Annotated in this window: 12 protein-coding genes; 4 read left to right on the top strand and 8 right to left on the bottom strand. The window is 70.7% G+C overall.

Translation table 11 applies throughout. The features are described from left to right. Positions 1–183: 183 nt before the first annotated feature. The gene (locus AB5J55_RS25845) at positions 184–1,464 is read right to left on the bottom strand and encodes a hypothetical protein (RefSeq protein WP_369272919.1); all 1,281 of its coding nucleotides are present in this window, start codon (positions 1,462–1,464) and stop codon (positions 184–186) included. 350 nt (positions 1,465–1,814) lie between these two features. Here AB5J55_RS25845 and AB5J55_RS25840 point away from each other — a divergent pair, with 350 nt between their 5' ends. Beyond that, positions 1,815–2,702, top strand: coding sequence for a DUF4429 domain-containing protein (locus AB5J55_RS25840; RefSeq protein ID WP_369272918.1), 888 nt, complete (start codon positions 1,815–1,817; stop codon positions 2,700–2,702). A gap of 83 nt (positions 2,703–2,785) precedes the next feature. On the opposite strand, the gene AB5J55_RS25835 is transcribed toward AB5J55_RS25840, so the two are convergent. Continuing rightward, positions 2,786–3,592, bottom strand: coding sequence for a class II aldolase/adducin family protein (locus AB5J55_RS25835; protein ID WP_369272917.1), 807 nt, complete (start codon positions 3,590–3,592; stop codon positions 2,786–2,788). Positions 3,593–3,750: 158 nt separating this feature from the next. Here AB5J55_RS25835 and AB5J55_RS25830 point away from each other — a divergent pair, with 158 nt between their 5' ends. After that, entirely contained in the window at positions 3,751–4,224 is a 474-nt protein-coding gene (locus AB5J55_RS25830) for a pyridoxamine 5'-phosphate oxidase family protein (RefSeq protein ID WP_369272916.1), read from the top strand. Between the two features lie 11 nt (positions 4,225–4,235). Here AB5J55_RS25830 and guaA read toward each other — a convergent pair whose 3' ends face one another. After that, on the bottom strand, positions 4,236–5,813 hold the full coding sequence (guaA, locus tag AB5J55_RS25825) for a glutamine-hydrolyzing GMP synthase (RefSeq protein WP_369272915.1): 1,578 nt from the start codon (positions 5,811–5,813) through the stop codon (positions 4,236–4,238). A gap of 276 nt (positions 5,814–6,089) precedes the next feature. Here guaA and AB5J55_RS25820 point away from each other — a divergent pair, with 276 nt between their 5' ends. Continuing rightward, complete coding sequence (locus AB5J55_RS25820; protein WP_369272914.1) at positions 6,090–6,446, top strand: chorismate mutase; 357 nt, start codon at positions 6,090–6,092, stop codon at positions 6,444–6,446. A gap of 537 nt (positions 6,447–6,983) precedes the next feature. On the opposite strand, the gene AB5J55_RS25815 is transcribed toward AB5J55_RS25820, so the two are convergent. Further along, positions 6,984–7,937: a hypothetical protein gene (locus AB5J55_RS25815; RefSeq protein ID WP_369272913.1), complete on the bottom strand. Its 954-nt coding sequence runs from the start codon at positions 7,935–7,937 to the stop codon at positions 6,984–6,986. Positions 7,938–8,195: 258 nt separating this feature from the next. Here AB5J55_RS25815 and AB5J55_RS25810 point away from each other — a divergent pair, with 258 nt between their 5' ends. Next, positions 8,196–9,245, top strand: coding sequence for an LAETG motif-containing sortase-dependent surface protein (locus tag AB5J55_RS25810; RefSeq protein ID WP_369272912.1), 1,050 nt, complete (start codon positions 8,196–8,198; stop codon positions 9,243–9,245). Between the two features lie 93 nt (positions 9,246–9,338). Here AB5J55_RS25810 and AB5J55_RS25805 read toward each other — a convergent pair whose 3' ends face one another. The 4 genes from AB5J55_RS25805 to AB5J55_RS25790 form a co-directional block, all read right to left on the bottom strand. Further along, entirely contained in the window at positions 9,339–11,147 is a 1,809-nt protein-coding gene (locus AB5J55_RS25805) for a GMC oxidoreductase (RefSeq protein WP_369272911.1), read from the bottom strand. Between the two features lie 57 nt (positions 11,148–11,204). After that, positions 11,205–12,818 carry a succinic semialdehyde dehydrogenase gene (locus AB5J55_RS25800; protein WP_369272910.1) on the bottom strand — a complete coding sequence of 538 codons (1,614 nt, stop codon included), beginning with the start codon at positions 12,816–12,818 and terminating at the stop codon, positions 11,205–11,207. A gap of 104 nt (positions 12,819–12,922) precedes the next feature. Beyond that, entirely contained in the window at positions 12,923–14,776 is a 1,854-nt protein-coding gene (locus AB5J55_RS25795; protein WP_369272909.1) for a protein kinase, read from the bottom strand. 38 nt (positions 14,777–14,814) lie between these two features. Then, positions 14,815–16,545: a serine/threonine-protein kinase gene (locus tag AB5J55_RS25790; protein WP_369272908.1), complete on the bottom strand. Its 1,731-nt coding sequence runs from the start codon at positions 16,543–16,545 to the stop codon at positions 14,815–14,817. Between the last annotated feature and the right edge of the window lie 30 nt (positions 16,546–16,575).

Below are 16,575 nucleotides of genomic sequence, written 5' to 3'. Positions count from 1 at the left end.
TTCGCCCGCAGTGGCCGGCGTCAAGAAACGACACTTCCCTGCCCGCCCCCGACCGCCGGTCCGAGGACGCCCCCCAGCACGGCCCCGACACACAACGCACCGGCAGGCGCTACGCGAACCCCCACGCAACCCGCACAGGCCGCCGCAGGCACCCCCGCCCAACCGCCGGAGGCCCAGGCCCCGTCAGTCAGTGACATCAATCGCATACCGGTTGGTCTCCACCCCCGCCGCAGTAACCACCTGCACCTCCACCCGCCCAGGCTCCACCTCCACCGGCACAGGCACAGTCAGCACCGCATCCGTCGGATTGCTGAACCCCCCGCTCACCGGCACCAACGGCACATGCACATGCACCGCCCCGACCCGCACCACCATCCGCGACAACCGTTCCGCTCCCTGCGCGCCCGGCGGCACGAACCCGACCCCCCGAATCTCGATGTCGTCGCCCGTACGGATAGGCGCGTCCAGGTCCCCCGCCTCCCGCGCCCGCACGACGGAAAGGATCACCGGCCGCCCCCCTTCCGCATACTTCCCGGCCAGGTAGGTGGCCGCCGAGATCAGCACCACCACCGCCAGCCCCCACGGCAGATCCGGCAACTGATCCGGCCGCCGCCCCAACCGCACCGCCGCGAACAGCAGCGCAACCCCACCGATCACGACGTACTGGATGTCGGCGAACGTCCCCCGCCCCGCGTCATCCGTCAGCAGATCCGCCGCCCTAGGCCGATCCGCCCGCAGCTTCTGGAGCCGCTGCCCCAGCACCCGCACCCCGACGACCCGCCGCACGAGCACCGCGATCGCGCACACCACGGCGAGCACGGTCACGACACCCGCGCCACGCTCCAGCTCAAGGCCGGCGATCAGCGCGTCGCGCTCCGCGTGGCCGGACGCCATCGCCAGCTGCCCCACCAGCACGAGCACGGCGTAGGCGACGAACAGCACCCACGCCCCGGCCACCGCACGCGACGTGGACAGCCGGTTGTCCTCACCGATGACCGGCGCCAGCGCCCCACCCCGCGCCCGGTGGAACCAGGACGCCGCGGTCAGCGCCCCGGCGGTCACCAGCGCGGCCAGCAGTCCGGCCGTACGCGCGGCCGTCCAGCCCGCGCCGATCGCCGTGAACGCCTGCCCCAGGAGCAACGCCACGACCAGTGCCCAGACCACGCACGCCGTACGCGACCACAGCCGCGCCAGCCAAGCCTCCCCCTCGGCACGCCCCCGCTGGGCGACGAGTTCTGCGGACTGCGTCAACTCCTCGGAGACCCACTGCCGGGAGGCGGAGGCCGAGTGGGCCACGGCCGCCGGCAGTCCCTGCCCGGCCGCGAACTCGTCCCGCTTCAGCAGGAACTCGGCGACCGCACGCCGATGCCCCGCCCGCGCCCCGTGCGGACAGTCCCCACAGGTGCAGCCGCCCCCATGCGCGCCCACCACCGCGCCCCCATGCCCAGCCTCCTGCACCGCCACGCCCGACGCCCGCCTTCCCGACAACCCTTACGAACTCACGAATTCACGAACTCACGACCCTCAGGGCGCTACGCCCTTCACAGGCCCGACAACCCTCATGGCCTTATAGCCGCATGGCCCACCGATCGGCAGCCCGATCTCAGATACCGGCCATCACCGTTTTCGGACATCGCTGTCCTCGGCCATATCCGCACACCGCCCTACCACCGCCGCACCACCGCCGAACGACCGACAACTCCCGCGCCGCGACAGCGAATTGTCCCGCACCCGGCCCGCGCCCCACCCGGCAGGTCCGGTCGGCGCGAGTGAAGACAAGGCCACCGTGTTGACCCGGCTGCGAGAATTTCTCCATGGCCGAGATCATCCAGCGCGACGGGACCTGGGCCTTCGACGGCACAACGGTCCGGATCACGCCGGGACTCCACCGCTCCGTGCCGCTGTTCCGGCAGACGTACGGGGAGATCGCCGTACCCCTGGAAGCCGTCGCAAGCATCGGCTTCGAGCCCGAGCGCAAGCGCGGACGGCTGCGCATGCGGCTGCGCGAGGGCGCCGACCCGCTCCTCCAGGCGACCGGCGGCCGGCTCCCCGAGCCCGCCGACCCCTATCGGCTGACGGTGGACATCGACCGTGCCGGGGTCGCCGAGTACGTCGCCGAGGAGATCCGCCGCGCGCTGCTGCTGGACCAGATCCCCAAGGAACCGACCAAGGCCTATCTCCTCCCCGGCCCACCGGTCCCGGTCTCCGTGCGTTCCTCCGACGGCACGGTGTCCTTCGACGGCGTCCAGGTGCGGATCGACTGGTCCGACACCTCCGAGCGGGTCAAGCGGGCGACCGGCCCGCGCATCATCAACGTAGGCGACCTGGTCCAGGTCGAATGGCTGCCCAACTCCGGCTACGAGGACGGCTTCCTGCGCTTCGTGACGCGGGAGACGGTGTTCTCCAAGCTGCCGCCGGAGAAGGATCCGTACGCCCTCGACCTGTGGGGCAGCGCACGCCGCGACCTGCTCACCGCCCTGGTCGCCACCGCGGTCACCGCCCGTCTGCCGCACCCGTCCACCCGCCCCGGCGTCGCGGACCCCACCGACCGCCCGCAGCTTGCGGCGTCCGTCCCGCCCCGGGCCGACCATCACGACGTACTCCTGCGCAGGCTGCGGGAGTTGGGCGAGCTGCACCGGGACGGGGTGCTCACGGACGAGGAGTTCGCGATGACGAAGGCGGTCGTCCTCCGGAGCTTCTGATCACGGCCCACCGACCACGGCACCGCTGACCGCGGAAGGCCCCTGTCCCCCCTGAACCCTCAGCTCAACGACTTCCCGAACCGTCAGCTCAACAGGTCCGGCTCACTCCGGCTGACGTCCTGCCACAGCGGCTGATAGTTGATCCACGCCACCAGGTCCCCGCCCAGTTGCTCCCGCGTGGCCACCGCCTGCCGATGCTCGATGAGGACCGGACGGCCCGCCGCCCTGGCCGTCAGCTGCACCTGGCTGGAGCGTTCCATCGACAGGAACCACCAGGCCGCCGCGTCCACCGAGTCGCCGACGGTCAGCAGCCCGTGGTTGCGCAGCACGAGGGCCTTGCGCGTGCCCAGCGCGGTCGCGATGCGCCGGCCCTCCAGGGCGTCGACTGCCACGCCCGAGTAGGCGTCGTAGAGGGCGTGGTCCTCGTAGAAGGCGCAGCTCTCCTGTGTGATCGGGTCGAGGAGCTCGCCGAGCGCCGCGAGGGCCCGCCCGTGCACCGAGTGGCAGTGGGCGACCGCGACGACGTCCGGGCGGGCGGCGTGGACCTGGGAGTGCACGGTGAACGCGGCCTGGTTGACGTGGTAGCGGCCCTCGATCACCTGCCCCTCGGAGTTGGCGAGGACCAGGTCGCTGACGGTGACGTGCCTGAACGGCATCCCGAACGGGTTGACCCAGAAGCAGTCGCTGAACTCCGGATCGCGCGCGGTGATGTGCCCGGAGACTCCGTCCTCGAACCCGAGCCGCCCGAAGATCCGCAGCGCGCCCGCGAGCCGCTCCTTGCGGTGCCGGCGCTCGTCCTCGACCGACTCGTGCATGGGCGGCATCGCGAACTGCAGGCGGTCGGTCGGCAGGGGCGAGGGCGGGGTGGGCCCGAGGGGCGTCCCGTGCATCTGTCCTCCAGCACTGGGTTGCTTACGAGGCGGAAGTTACCGTCGGTCAGCGCAGGAAAACAGAGTTGTTCTGTAAAGATGACGCACGCAACGCCCGCGGGAGCCGGTTGGACGCATACCCGACAGCAGATGTCAGGTATCAGCGCCACACTCACCGTATGACAGCGAACTGGGCAACCTTCACCGCGGCCGAGCCGGACCTCGCCCGCATCGCGGAGGAGCGCTTCGGCGCCTTCACGCACCACGTCCTCGCCACCCTCCGCAAGGACGGCTCGCCGCGCACCACCGGCCTGGAGGTCCGCTTCCTGAACGGTGAGCTGTGGCTCGGCATGATGCCGGACTCGCTCAAGGCCCTCGACCTGCGCCGCGACCCGCGCTTCGCGCTCCAGGCGAACCCCGGGGAGGGGCAGTCCATGGGCGGAGGTGACGTACGGATCGCCGGGCGGGCGATCGAGGTCGAGGACCCCGGGACGAAGGCCGCATACGGCGAAGAGGTGGAACCGCCGGAGCCGTTCCACCTCTTCCGTACCGAACTCACCGAGGTCGTGAGGACCTACATCGAGGACGACAAGTACCTCGTCGTCCAGATCTGGCAGCCCGGCCGGCCCCTGCGCACGATCAAGCGCACCTAGGGCCTACTCGTCTACTCCCACTCGATGGTGCCCGGCGGCTTCGAGGTCACGTCGAGGACCACGCGGTTGACGTCCCGCACCTCGTTGGTGATCCGCGTCGAGATCTTCGCCAGCACGTCGTACGGCAGCCTCGACCAGTCGGCGGTCATGGCGTCCTCGCTCGACACCGGCCGCAGGACGATCGGGTGGCCGTAGGTCCGGCCGTCACCCTGCACGCCCACGCTGCGGACGTCCGCGAGCAGGACCACCGGGCACTGCCAGATGTCACGGTCGAGGCCGGCGGCCGTGAGCTCCTCGCGGGCGATGGCGTCGGCCTCGCGCAGCAGGTCGAGACGCTCCTTGGTCACCTCGCCGACGATGCGGATACCCAGGCCCGGGCCCGGGAACGGCTGGCGCTGGACGATCTCGTCCGGCAGGCCGAGCTCCCGGCCGACCATCCGGACCTCGTCCTTGAACAGCTTGCGCAGCGGCTCGATCAGCTGGAACTCGAGGTCCTCGGGGAGGCCGCCGACGTTGTGGTGGGACTTGATGTTGGCGGTGCCGGTGCCGCCGCCGGACTCGACCACATCCGGGTAGAGCGTGCCCTGGACGAGGAACTCCACCGCCGGGCCCTCGTCCGCGATGATCTCGGCCTGTGCCTGCTCGAAGACCCGGATGAACTCGCGGCCGATGATCTTCCGCTTCTCCTCGGGGTCCGAGACCCCGGCGAGCGCCTTGAGGAACCGCTCCTCCGCGTCCACGACCTTCAGCTGTACGCCGGTCGCGGCCACGAAGTCCTTCTCGACCTGCTCGGTCTCACCCTTGCGCATCAGGCCGTGGTCGACATACACGCAGGTCAGCTGGGAGCCGATGGCCTTCTGGACCAGCGCCGCCGCGACCGCGGAGTCCACGCCGCCGGACAGCCCGCAGATGGCGCGCCGGTCGCCGACCTGCTCGCGGATGGCCGCGACCTGCTCCTCGATGACGTTGCCGGTGGTCCAGTCCGGCTTCAGGCCCGCGCCGCGGTACAGGAAGTGCTCCAGCACCTGCTGGCCGTGCGTGGAGTGCATGACCTCGGGGTGGTACTGGACGCCGTAAAGCTTCAGCCCGTCGTTCTCGAAGGCGGCGACCGGGACGACGTCCGTGGAGGCCGTCACCGTGAAGCCCTCGGGGGCGGCGGAGCAGGCGTCGCCGTGCGACATCCACACGTGCTGCTCGGCCGGGGTGCCCTCGAAGAGGGTGGAGGACGACTTCGAGACATGGAGATCGGTACGGCCGTACTCGCGGGAGCCGGTGTTGTCGACCGTCCCGCCCAGGCTCTGCGCCATCAGCTGGAAGCCGTAGCACATGCCGAAGACGGGGACGCCTGCCTCGAAGAGCGCGCGGTCGAGGCGGGGGGCGCCCTCCTCGTACACGGACGAGGGGCCGCCGGAGAGGATGATCGCCGCCGGGTTCCTGGCGAGCATCTCGGCGACCGGCATGGTGCTCGGCACGATCTCGCTGTAGACCCGGGCCTCGCGGACGCGACGGGCGATGAGCTGGGCGTACTGCGCACCGAAGTCGACGACCAGGACGGTGTCGGGGGCGGCTGCGGGGTTCGCTGATGACACGGGTTGCCTTCCGGCGGTGAGCGAGGTGTGTGTGGAGCCGAGTCTACCGGGGTCCGCGGGGCCACTCCCGGGGCAAGCCCCGTCTCAGGATGCGAACCGCCTTGGACTCCCCCGAGCGGCACGGCATACTGACCCCATGCTCACGCACCCGACCTTCCTCTTTACCTATGGCAACCGGCCCACCGGCTGCCATGGTCGTGCTGCTTGAGCAACTGACAAGCGACTTCCCAGGCGCCCCGGGCCGACAAGGTCCGGGGCGCCTGGCGTTTGCGGATCATGCCGCTCCGGGGCACCTCCCGCCGAATCGGACCGACACGGGCTGAGACGGCTGAAACAGACGAGGAGCCCCCAATGACCGCGATCGACGTGACCGGCGCCCGCACCCCCGAGGCGGCCGATGTGATCACCGGCGCCCGAGAGCGCATCGACGCACTGGACGACCGGATCATCGGTCTGATCCAGGAACGGATGGCCGTGTCCGCGGTGATCCAGGAGGCGCGGATCACCTCAGGCGGCCGGCGCGTGAACCTCTCCCGGGAGATGGAGGTCCTCGGCCACTACAGGGACGCGCTGGGCAAGCCGGGCACGGCCCTCGCCATGACGCTGCTCGAACTGTGCCGGGGTCGCATCTGAGTTCGGGCCCCCTCTCACCCGGTCGGAGCGTGACGCCGCCCGGACCCCTTCGTTGGTACCGGTGTCCGTGCCAGCCAGGGGCGGGCCCGAAAGAACCACGCGTGGCTCGCTGGAGCGATGTGGCGTACGGATCGTCCCGTGCGTCGTGGGACCTCGCTCCAGGAAAGTGACCGGACGGCAGGGGACAGCAGCCCGGTCACCCAAGAGAACGGTCGGCTCCGGGGACGCCCGGGGCCGGCCGGCGGAAAGGGCAAGAAGGAGTAACGCCGGGATCGAGCGGTTGCGGCGGCCGAGCCCGTCCAGCACGATGCGTAGAAAGCTCCAAGTCCCTCCATGGACACCAGCAACTCCTCGGCCCGGCCGTGCGCTGACGCACTGCCAGAGGTCGAGACCCACAGGACCAGCGGCGCACCCCCCCCCCCGGCGCCGCTCCCCAGGCACCGACGCTGCCCTGACGTCGGTGCTGACGAAAGAAGGGCCCCGCGGCTCCGTCCCGCGGGGCCCTTCTCATGTCCGCCGGGCGCCCCCGGGGCCCTGTCAGGTGCGGGTCACGGTGCCGCACTCCGTCTCGGGTTCGCCCTCCTCCAGCCCCAAGCTGCGGTCGTACGGATCACGGGCCGCTCCGGACGGCGTGGGTCCGTCGTACAGATCGGCCAGGAACATGGGGTGGATCAGCCCATCGCTTCGCTCGCAGTCGTCGTTGGCTATCTCGCCGTCGAGGTCGAACACCCAGATGCGGCCCTCGGTTCCCTGGTACTTGACGGGATCGGATACGTCCACCGTGACGACCCGGCGCACGATCGTGCGGGCCACCTCGTCACCGCCACCGACCCTGACCGCCGCATACACAAAGGTGTAATCGGCCCGGATGAGCGCCTTGCCGGCGCCGTCCCCGGGTGCGACCGTCATGCGGCCGCGGAGCCGCACGTCTCCGCCCACGAGCTCTACCTCCTTCGGGTCGAAGCGGGTGAAGGTCCACTTGGGATCGGCGTCGGCCGTGGGACGGCGCAACTCGGACCGCAACTGGGCGAGGTAGTCGTTCTGCAAGGGGTCGATGAGCGCCAGCGCCTTCTTGGGCTCGGCGCCGTACAGCACCTCGCGATCGAGGTTCGAGGCGACCAGGAACTCCTTCGTCAGCCGCAGCGCCGTCTCGATCCGCGCCGCGGAGACCCCGCCGACGGCCTTGGCCTTCGGCACCTCGATGGCGGCCGCGCCGGCGGCCCACTTCCCGGCCGGGGAGCCCGCGAAGGGCCGGGAGCGTGTGGGGGTGCCGGGGGTGCCGGCTGGTGCGGCGCTCGGGGCGGTGGACTCCGCCGGGAGCGGCGACGTCGGGGCGGTCCCGGGGCCACCCATGGCCAAAGGGTCGCCCGGCAGCAGCGACGGCCACACTCCCACCGCGACCACGGCGACGGCGACGGCCGCACCGAGGGTCTTCCACAGCTTGTTCGGGGCGGTGGCGGGTCTCGGTCCCTCGGACGGCTTGTCGGTCACGGTGGTGCGCTCTTCCTCTCAGCGGGCTGTGGGCCGGCTGAGCGTACGTCAGCTGTGGATCACCGAGCAGAGGCCCCCAATGTGACGCAGGCCATGTGATGCAGGCCACATAAGAAACTTGTTAGTGACAGTGCAACCATTCACAGCCGTCACTGATCAAACCGTGCGTACCAAGGGCCACTCCCGCGCCCCACACGCGGAGGCCTCCCTGTATGCGCGTGCTGCGACATCGCAGCACTCCGGACTTTCGAGGTCTTCATGAAGCTTCGCCGTGCCCTGGCCGCTGCGGCCGCGACGGCAGTCATATCGCCGATCGCACTGCTGTCCGCGCCGGCTGCGTTTGCCACGGACGACACTGCGACGCCGACGGCGTCGGAGAGCACGCCCGCCGCCGAGGAGAGCACCCCCGCGGCCGAGGAGAGCACCCCCGCCGCGGAGGAGTCGACGCCGGCCGCCGAGGAGAGCACGCCCGCCGCGGAGGAGAGCACCCCCGCGGCCGAGGAGAGCACGCCGGCCGCGGAGGAGTCGACGCCGGCCGCCGAGGAGAGCACGCCGGCCCCGGAGGAGAGCACCCCCGAGGACGACCCGTCCTGGAACCCGTACGAGGACTGCGAGACCTTCGACCTCGACGACAACCTCAAGGCCGAGATCTCCGGCCTGCCGAGCAAGATCGTCGCGGGTTCGGGCTGGCACAACTTCGAGTTCGTCGCCACGAACAACTCCGACAAGGACCTGGAGAACGTCTGGATCGAGGCGTTCACCGAGTACGCGGAGGAGAACGTCGACGAGTCGCTGTACCTGGACATGGCCGAGATCCAGGTCAAGCAGGACGGCAAGTGGACCAGCAGCTACCAGGACTTCTACAAGGACGAGGACGGCGAGGTCGTCTTCACCGGCAGCTTCGTCGCCTCCCTGGACAAGCTGGAGGCGAACTCCTCCTCCACGCTCGACCTGCGCGTGCGCGTGAAGTCGTCCGCCCCGGCCGGTTCGTCCTTCGCGCTGAGCCAGGCGATCTACGCGGGTGACGACGCCGCGTGCTACGGCAACGGTGAGTTCTACGAGTTCACCGTGCTCGCCGCGGGCAGCAACCCGGGTGACGTCGACCCGGCCAAGCCGAACGGTGAGAAGCCCTCGGGCGTCGACGGCAAGAAGCCGCAGGGCGAGGTCCAGGAGGTCACCGGCAACCTCGCCGAGACCGGCGCCGACTCCAACCTCCCGGTCATCGGCACCATCGGTGGCGTCGCCATCCTCGCCGGTGCGGGCGTCGTGTTCGCCATGAAGCGCCGCAAGGTCGGTGCGGAGGCCTAAGCCTCACCGAAGCTCTACGCAAGACGGAGAAGGACCTGCGCTCGGAGGGGGGCGCAGGTCCTTCTCTGTTGTCGGTTGTCGCGTCGCCGGCCGCTACTTCTTCGGCGGCACCGCCGGCATCCCGAGGAACGGCAGCTTCAGGGCCCCGAAGGCCTCCGCCGGGACCACCGGGGACTTCGGCTCGACGGGCTTGAGGCGTTCGTACGCCGCTCCCTGCGCCGGGCGCTGATCCGCCTCGCCGTTGTTGGGCCAGTACGACATCGCCCGCTCGGCCTGCGCGGTGATCGTCAGGGAGGGGTTGACGCCGAGGTTGGCGGACACCGCCGCTCCGTCGACGACCGAGATGCCGGGGTGGCCGTACAGACGGTGATACGGGTCGAGTACGCCGGTCTCGGGCGAGTCGCCGATCGGGCAGCCGCCGAGGAAGTGGGCGGTGAGCGGGGTGCCCATCAACTCGCCGACGTTGGAACCGGCGAAGCCGTTGATGTCGGCCGCGATCACCGAGGCGGCCTCCGAGGCGGCCCTGATCTGCTTGGGGTTGGGGGCGCCGTGGCCCTGGCGGGCGGTCAGCAGGCCCTTGCCCACGCCGTCCGGCTTCAGATACGTCGTCAGCGAGTTGTCCAGCGACTGCATCACCAGACCGATGATGGTCCGCTCCGACCAGCGGCGGTTGGACAGGGAGCGCAGGACGAGGAGGGGATGACGGGCCGCGTTCGCCAGCCAGGCGCCGACCCGTGAACGGCCGTCCACGTAGGGCACTTGCAGGATCGACAGGCCGCCCATCGAGTTGGAGCCCCTGCCGTAGCGGACCGGCTCGATGTGGGTGTTCTCGTCGGGGTGGATCGAGGACGTGATGGCGACTCCGCGAGTGAAGTCGACCTTCGGCTGCCCCGTCGCCCTGCGGTAGCGCCGGTTGTCGGTCTGCGCGCCGACCAGGGCCTCCGAGTTGGTGCGGGTCAGCTCGCCCAGCTTCGCCGAGAGGTGCGGCAGTTGACCGCCGGCCTTCATCCGGTGCAGCAGGGTCTGGGTGCCGTAGGTACCCGCGGCGAGAACCACCTTGCGGGCCTTGAACAGCCTGCCCTCGCCCTTCTTCCCACGGTCGGTCGGCAGGGTCGCCACCGCGAAGCCGCCCTGCGAGTCGTCCGTGACCGAGACGACCGTCGTCAGGGGGTGGACCACCGCGCCCGCCTTCTCGGCCAGGTAGAGGTAGTTCTCGTTGAGGGTGTTCTTCGCGCCGTGCCGGCAGCCGGTCATGCACTCACCGCACTCGGTGCACGCCTTGCGCGCCGGGCCCGCCCCGCCGAAGTACGGGTCGGACACCTCTTGACCGGGCTCGGCCTGCGACTCCCCCGCGGCGTCCTTGCCGTCGCCGAAGAACACGCCGACCGGCGCCATGTGGAAGCTGTCGCCGACGCCCATCCGCTCGGCAGCCGCCTTCAGGTGGACGTCCGACGGGGTCATCGTCGGGTTGATCCGTACGCCGAGCATGCGCTGTGCCTGGTCGTAGTAGGGCTTCAACTCCTCCTGCCAGTCGGTGATGTCACGCCACTGGGGGTCGTCGAAGAAGGCCTTCGGCGGTACGTAGAGGGTGTTGGCGTAGTTCAGTGAGCCGCCGCCGACGCCCGCTCCCGCCAGCACCATGACGTTGCCCAGCAGGTGGATGCGCTGGATGCCGTACATGCCGAGCTTGGGGGCCCACAGGTAGTTCTTCAGGTCCCAGGAGTTCTTGGGAAGGGTCTCGCGGGTCCAGCGGCGGCCGGCTTCGAGGACACCGACGCGGTAGCCCTTCTCCGTCAGGCGCAGCGCCGTTACGGACCCGCCGAACCCCGACCCGACGACGATGACGTCATAGTCGTATCCGGAGCCGTCGTCCTGTTTCTGGGCAGAGTTCTCCTGTGGCACTGGCTCTCCTCATTGAAAGCGGTGAAGCGGTGCAGCGGCGGTGCGGTCGAGCGGGATCTAGCGGAAGCGGAACGCCTTCATCAGCCGCAGGCTCCGGCTCATGAACTGCGCGTACTTCTCGTCGTCCATCCCCAGCGACGGCGCCATCGGCAGCAGCCGCTGCTGGGCGACCGTCTGGGCCTCCGTGTACTTGAGGATGCCCTCGGAGCCGTGGCGGCGGCCGAGGCCGGAGTCCTTCATGCCGCCCATGGGCGACTGGACGCTGCCGTATGCGGGGGCGTAGCCCTCGTTGACGTTGACCGTGCCGGTGCGCAGGCGGGCGGCCACCGCACGGCCGCGGCTGCCGTCCTTCGTCCAGACCGACGAGTTGAGGCCGTACGGCGTGGAGTTGGCGAGGTAGATCGCCTCCTCCTCGGTCTTGAAACGGTAGATGGAGACGACCGGGCCGAAGGTCTCCTCGGAGCAGACGGCCATCGGCGCCTCGACGCCGTCGAGGATCGTCGGCTCGAAGAAGTACGGGCCGATGTCGGGGCGCGCGGTGCCGCCGGCGACGAGCTTGGCGCCCTTGGCGACGGCCTCCTCCACGTGCCGGGTGACCGTCTCCAGCTGGCGCTCTCCGACCAGGGAGCCCATGTCGGCGCCGTACGCGAGGGACTTGCCGAGCCGCATCGCCTTGGTGCGGGCGGCGAAGCGCTCCACGAAGGCGTCCGCGACGGACTCGTGGACGTACAGGCGCTCGATGGAGATGCACAGTTGGCCGGCGGAGGAGAAGCAGGCGCGGACGGCGCCGGCGGCGGCCTTCTCCACGTCGGCGTCCTGAAGGACCAGCATCGCGTTCTTGCCGCCGAGTTCGAGCGAGACGCCGACCAGACGGGCGGCGGCGCCCTGGGCGACCTCGCGGCCGGTTCGGGTGGAGCCGGTGAAGGAGACGTAGTCGGCGTGCTTGACGACCTCGGGGCCGATGACCGGGCCCTCGCCGAGCACGACCTGGAAGACGTCGGCGGGCAGTCCCGCCTCTATGAGCAGGTCACGGGCCCACAGGGCCGTCAGGCAGGTCTCGGTGTCGGGCTTCATCACGACCGCGTTGCCCGCGACGAACGCCGGGAGCGCGTCGCCGACGGACAGCTCCAGCGGGTAGTTCCAGGGCGCGATCTGGCCGACGACACCGCGCGGGTGGCGCAGTTCGGTGACCTTGGTCAGCGTGGGCATGGCGCCCGCGTGCCGCTTCGGCTTCAGATAGGAGGGTGCCTTGCGGCCGTAGTGGCGGGCCGCGACGGCTACGGCCTGCACCTCCTCATGGGCGTGCAGGCGGGCCTTGCCGGTCTCCAGCTGGATGAGGTCGAGGACCTCGGCCTGGCGTTCGAGCACCAGGTCGTGGAAGCGGAGCAGGACCGCGGCACGCTGCCGTACGGGGACCTGAGCCCACACAGCCTGGGCCTTACGGGCCGATTCGAAGGCCTTCTGCACGTCCTCGGGCGTGGATTCGGGCAGGTCGGCCAGCTTCTCGCCGGTGAACGGCGTGTGGTTCGCGGTACGGCCGGAGCCGGCCACGCCCTTGGTGAGCTGGGCCACCAGCTCGGGGGTCACCACGTCGGCGGCGGTACGGGCGCCCTCCGGGGCGGGGGCGAGGGGGTTCGTGCCGGTCTTGGCCGGGGCCTGCGCGTCCGTCATGAGCCGCAGAGTATGCCGCGACGGAGGCTTTGTGTACCCGTCGGTAACGGGGATTCACCGAGTGCTCACATGCTGCCAGTGTCCACTGGCAGTAAACGCGCTGATCAGGACGTTGCGCGAGGACGAGGAGGTGGCGCTCGGTCCGGTCCGATCTCAAGTCGGTCACGGGCGCCCTTGAAGACCGCGGTGCCCTTCTTCTCCGTGGGCGTGCCCTTGGGCATGTCGACGCGCAGCTCGTACATGCGGTCGTCGCCTGTGACCACGAACAGCTGCATGACGCGGGTCGGCGATTCCTCCTTGTTGTAGGTGATGTCGGACTGGACGGCGTCGAAGCCCTTGAAGGTGGTGCGGGTGGACTGGCCACTGGCGTCGTGGTTGTAGCTGTCCCAGGTGTCGAGCGCGTTCTGCGCCTGGTCCAGCAATGGGCGGGGCGACCTGTCCCACAGGGTGAGGCGGACCTGGACGAGGCCGATGTCGTAGACGACGAGGCGGGGCTGGTCGGCGGTGCTGCCTTCCCGCGCCATCTCCTTGTACTCGGCCGGGAGGGACAGCACGGCGTCCATCTCCTTCTCCCGGTGCGCGATCCAGGCGCCGGCGGTGGGGGTGGAGCTGGGGCGGGGGCTCGAGGTGCTCGGCGCCAGGGGGGCCGAGGAGTGGACGGGGTTCATCTCCTTGGGGTCGTCGCCCTTGTCGACGAGGAAGGAGGAGGTGGTGAACCAGGTGCCGGCCACGAGGAGGACGCCCAGGAGGGCGACCGGAAGGGGGCGCAGCCAGGGGCGGCCCTTGGGCCTGGAGGGGGTCATGGAGGCGGTTGCCGGTTCAGGTGCTGCTTCCGGGGGCGCGTCCGGGGTTGCTCCGGGCGCCGCTTCAGAGTCCGGCAGCCCCTGCTCGCCCGCCGATTCGGACGCCGCCGGTTCGGAAGGTGCCGGTTCGGAGCCCGCCGGTTCGGAGCCCGCCGGTTCGGAGCCCGCCCGTTCGGAGCCCGCCCGTTCGGAGCCCGCCCGTTCGGAAGCCGCCGCGCCTGAGAGCCGTATCGTCCCCGCATCCTCCGTGAACTCCCGCAGCCCCGAAGCATCCTGCGGCCCCTCCCCCGCCGAACTCCCGACGGGCTCCGGCACCGGCCACCCCTGCGCGACCGCCTCCAGCACGGCGCCGACATCCTCCGCGTCGGGGCGCAGCTCGGGATCCTTCCCCAGCAGCCGCACGATCAGCGACCCCAGCGGCCCCGCCTGTTTCGGCTCGGGCGGGTCGGCGGCGAGGATCGCGGCGAGCGTCGACTCCAGGGTCGTACGGCGGAAGGGCGACCAGCCCTCCACGGCGGCGTACAGGAGCACGCCCAGCGACCACAGGTCGGAGGCGGGGCCGGCGCCGCGGCCGGACATCCGCTCGGGGGCGATGAACTCCAGGGAGCCGACGAACTCGCCGCTGACGGTGAGGGATTCCTCGCCCTGGATGTGGGCGATGCCGAAGTCGGTGAGGACGACGCGGCGGTGGGCGCCGAGCAGCACGTTGGCGGGCTTGACGTCGCGGTGGACGATGCCGACGGCGTGCGCGGCACGCAGGGCACCGAGGACGGCGACGCCGATACGGGCGGCCTCGGCGGCCTCCACCGGGCCGCGCTGGAGGACCTCGTGCAGGGACTCGCCGCGCACCAGCTCCATGACGATCCAGGGCAGTCCGTCCTCCACGACGACGTCATGGATCGAGACGGCGGCCGGATGGTCGACGCGAGCCGCGGCGCGGGCCTCGCGGTAGAGGCGGTGGGCCGCCCGCTGATGGCCCGCGTCCTCCGGGTGCCCGGGCAACCTCGGCTGCTTGACGGCGACTTCACGGTCCACCAGCTCGTCGAGTGCCCGCCAGACGGTGCCCATCCCGCCGGAGCCGATGCGTTGGACCAGGCGGTAACGCCCGCCGATCACACGCCCGTTGGGTCCGGTGCGGCCACCGTCTTCGCTCATGTCCCATGCCTACCTTGCGGGGTGGGCACTTCGCCAGTTCAGAGCTTGCCGATCTCCAGGTTCGCGATGGTCGTCCGCGCCACCTCGCGTCCGCGGTCCGTGAAGTCGCCCTTGCCCGGGTAGCTGATCGTCACCTTGTACATGTCGCCCGCCGTGGTCTTGTAGTAGAAGATCTTCAGCTCGCGGGGGCGGGGGTTCTCGGTGTCGTCGGTGGTGTACTCGACCGTGTTCTCGGCGGACTGCTTGCCCTGGTACGTGGTCTGCTGCGTGTCGGTCTCGGGGCCTTCGGGCATGTCGAGGTCGTAGCTGCCCTGCTCCTTGAACTCCTCATTGTCGGCGTACATCTCGGCCGCCGCGGAGTTCTTGATCTGGTTCGAGGTGTCCTCGGACTTGCGGGCGAGTTTCACACCGATCCAGATACTGCCGCTCCAGTCGGAGTAGGTGACCCAGTTCTTGTCCGTGTCGTCGGCGTCCGGTCTGGCGACCTGGTAGGTCGCGGGCACCTTCAGGGTCACACCCAGCTTCGGGTGCGCCCGCTGCGTCCAGCCGTCCGGCGTGGACCCCGCGAACGGATCCGCGATCACCAGGTACGCCGCCACCGCGCCCGCGACGATGGCCGCCCCGATGCCGAGCAGCGCCTTGCGCCCCAGGAGGATGCCCCCCTTGGCCCCTTCCGCGACCCGCACGATCGGCGTCGTCGGAGCCGGCGCCGGCGGGTTGGCCGTCTGCTCCAGCAGCGCACGCGTCTGCGCGGCGTTCGGGCGGCGGGCCGGGTCCTTCTGGAGCAGGCCGTTGATGGCCTCGGCGAGCGGGCCCTGCGCGGAGGCGGGCGGCGCGGGCGTGGCGTTGAGAACCGACTGGAGGGTCGCCGGGGTGTTGCTGCGGCGGAACGGCGAGACGCCCTCCGTCGCCGCGTACAGGACGACGCCCAGGGACCACAGGTCGCTCGCCGGTCCCGGCCGCTGGCCCAGCACCCGCTCCGGCGCGATGTACTCGGGCGAGCCGACGAAGCCGCCGGTGTCGGTCAGGTTGGTCTCGCCCTCGATCTGGGCGATGCCGAAGTCGGTGAGGACGACGCGGTCGTGGCGGCCGAGGAGGACGTTGTCCGGCTTCACGTCGCGGTGCAGGATGCCCGCCGCGTGCGCGGCCTCCAGCGCGCCGAGCACTTCGAGGCCGATTCTCGCCGCGTCCCGGGCGCCGAGGGTGCCTTCCTGCAGGGCGTCGCCCAGCGTGCGGCCCTGCACCAGCTCCATCACGATCCACGGCTGGCCGTCCACGACGGCGACGTCATGCACGTTCACGACCGCCGGGTGGTCGAGCCGGGCCGCGGCACGGGCCTCGCGGCGCATCCGCTCGAAGGCATTGGCGCGTTCGCGATCGGGAAGGTGATCCGGTACGCGGGGCTCCTTGACGGCGACTTCGCGGTCCACCGTCTCGTCCTTGGCCCGCCAGACGGTACCCATCCCGCCGTGCCCGAGCTTGGCGAGCAGCCGGTAACGGCCGGCTATCAAGCGTCCGGTGCCGGGGTCCGGGGTGGGCGGCGTGGTGGAGTGGGCGGAGGGGGCGGGCCCGGTGGGTGCGGGCTGGTGGGGCCCGGGCTGGTGGGGCGCACCCTGCTGCGGTACGGCTTGCTGCGGTACGGCCTGAGTGGGCGACGCGTAGGGGTTGCCCGGGTGAGGAACGGGGCCGGGCGGGTTCGGCTGCGGTGGTTGCAGTTCGAAACTCGTCGGCTCGTCGGACCTGTAAGGGGCTCCCCCGTTGCTGCTCATACGTCCATCCATATCGCGGTAAGCGCCTCG

It is taken from the genome of Streptomyces sp. R11 (genome assembly GCF_041051905.1).
Lineage (GTDB): Bacteria > Actinomycetota > Actinomycetes > Streptomycetales > Streptomycetaceae > Streptomyces.
This window is presented reverse-complemented; position numbering and strand designations above follow the sequence as displayed.

Bases quoted from the DNA above. Each gene is read 5' to 3' on its own strand.
- AB5J55_RS25840 (WP_369272918.1), top strand. From the start codon at position 1,815: ATGGCCGAGATCATCCAGCGCGACGGGACCTGGGCCTTCGACGGCACA.
- AB5J55_RS25835 (WP_369272917.1), bottom strand. From the start codon at position 3,592: ATGCACGGGACGCCCCTCGGGCCCACCCCGCCCTCGCCCCTGCCGACC.
- AB5J55_RS25830 (WP_369272916.1), top strand. From the start codon at position 3,751: ATGACAGCGAACTGGGCAACCTTCACCGCGGCCGAGCCGGACCTCGCC.
- AB5J55_RS25820 (WP_369272914.1), top strand. From the start codon at position 6,090: ATGCCGCTCCGGGGCACCTCCCGCCGAATCGGACCGACACGGGCTGAG.
- AB5J55_RS25810 (WP_369272912.1), top strand. From the start codon at position 8,196: ATGAAGCTTCGCCGTGCCCTGGCCGCTGCGGCCGCGACGGCAGTCATA.
- AB5J55_RS25800 (WP_369272910.1), bottom strand. From the start codon at position 12,818: ATGACGGACGCGCAGGCCCCGGCCAAGACCGGCACGAACCCCCTCGCC.
- AB5J55_RS25795 (WP_369272909.1), bottom strand. From the start codon at position 14,776: ATGAGCGAAGACGGTGGCCGCACCGGACCCAACGGGCGTGTGATCGGC.
- AB5J55_RS25790 (WP_369272908.1), bottom strand. From the start codon at position 16,545: ATGAGCAGCAACGGGGGAGCCCCTTACAGGTCCGACGAGCCGACGAGT.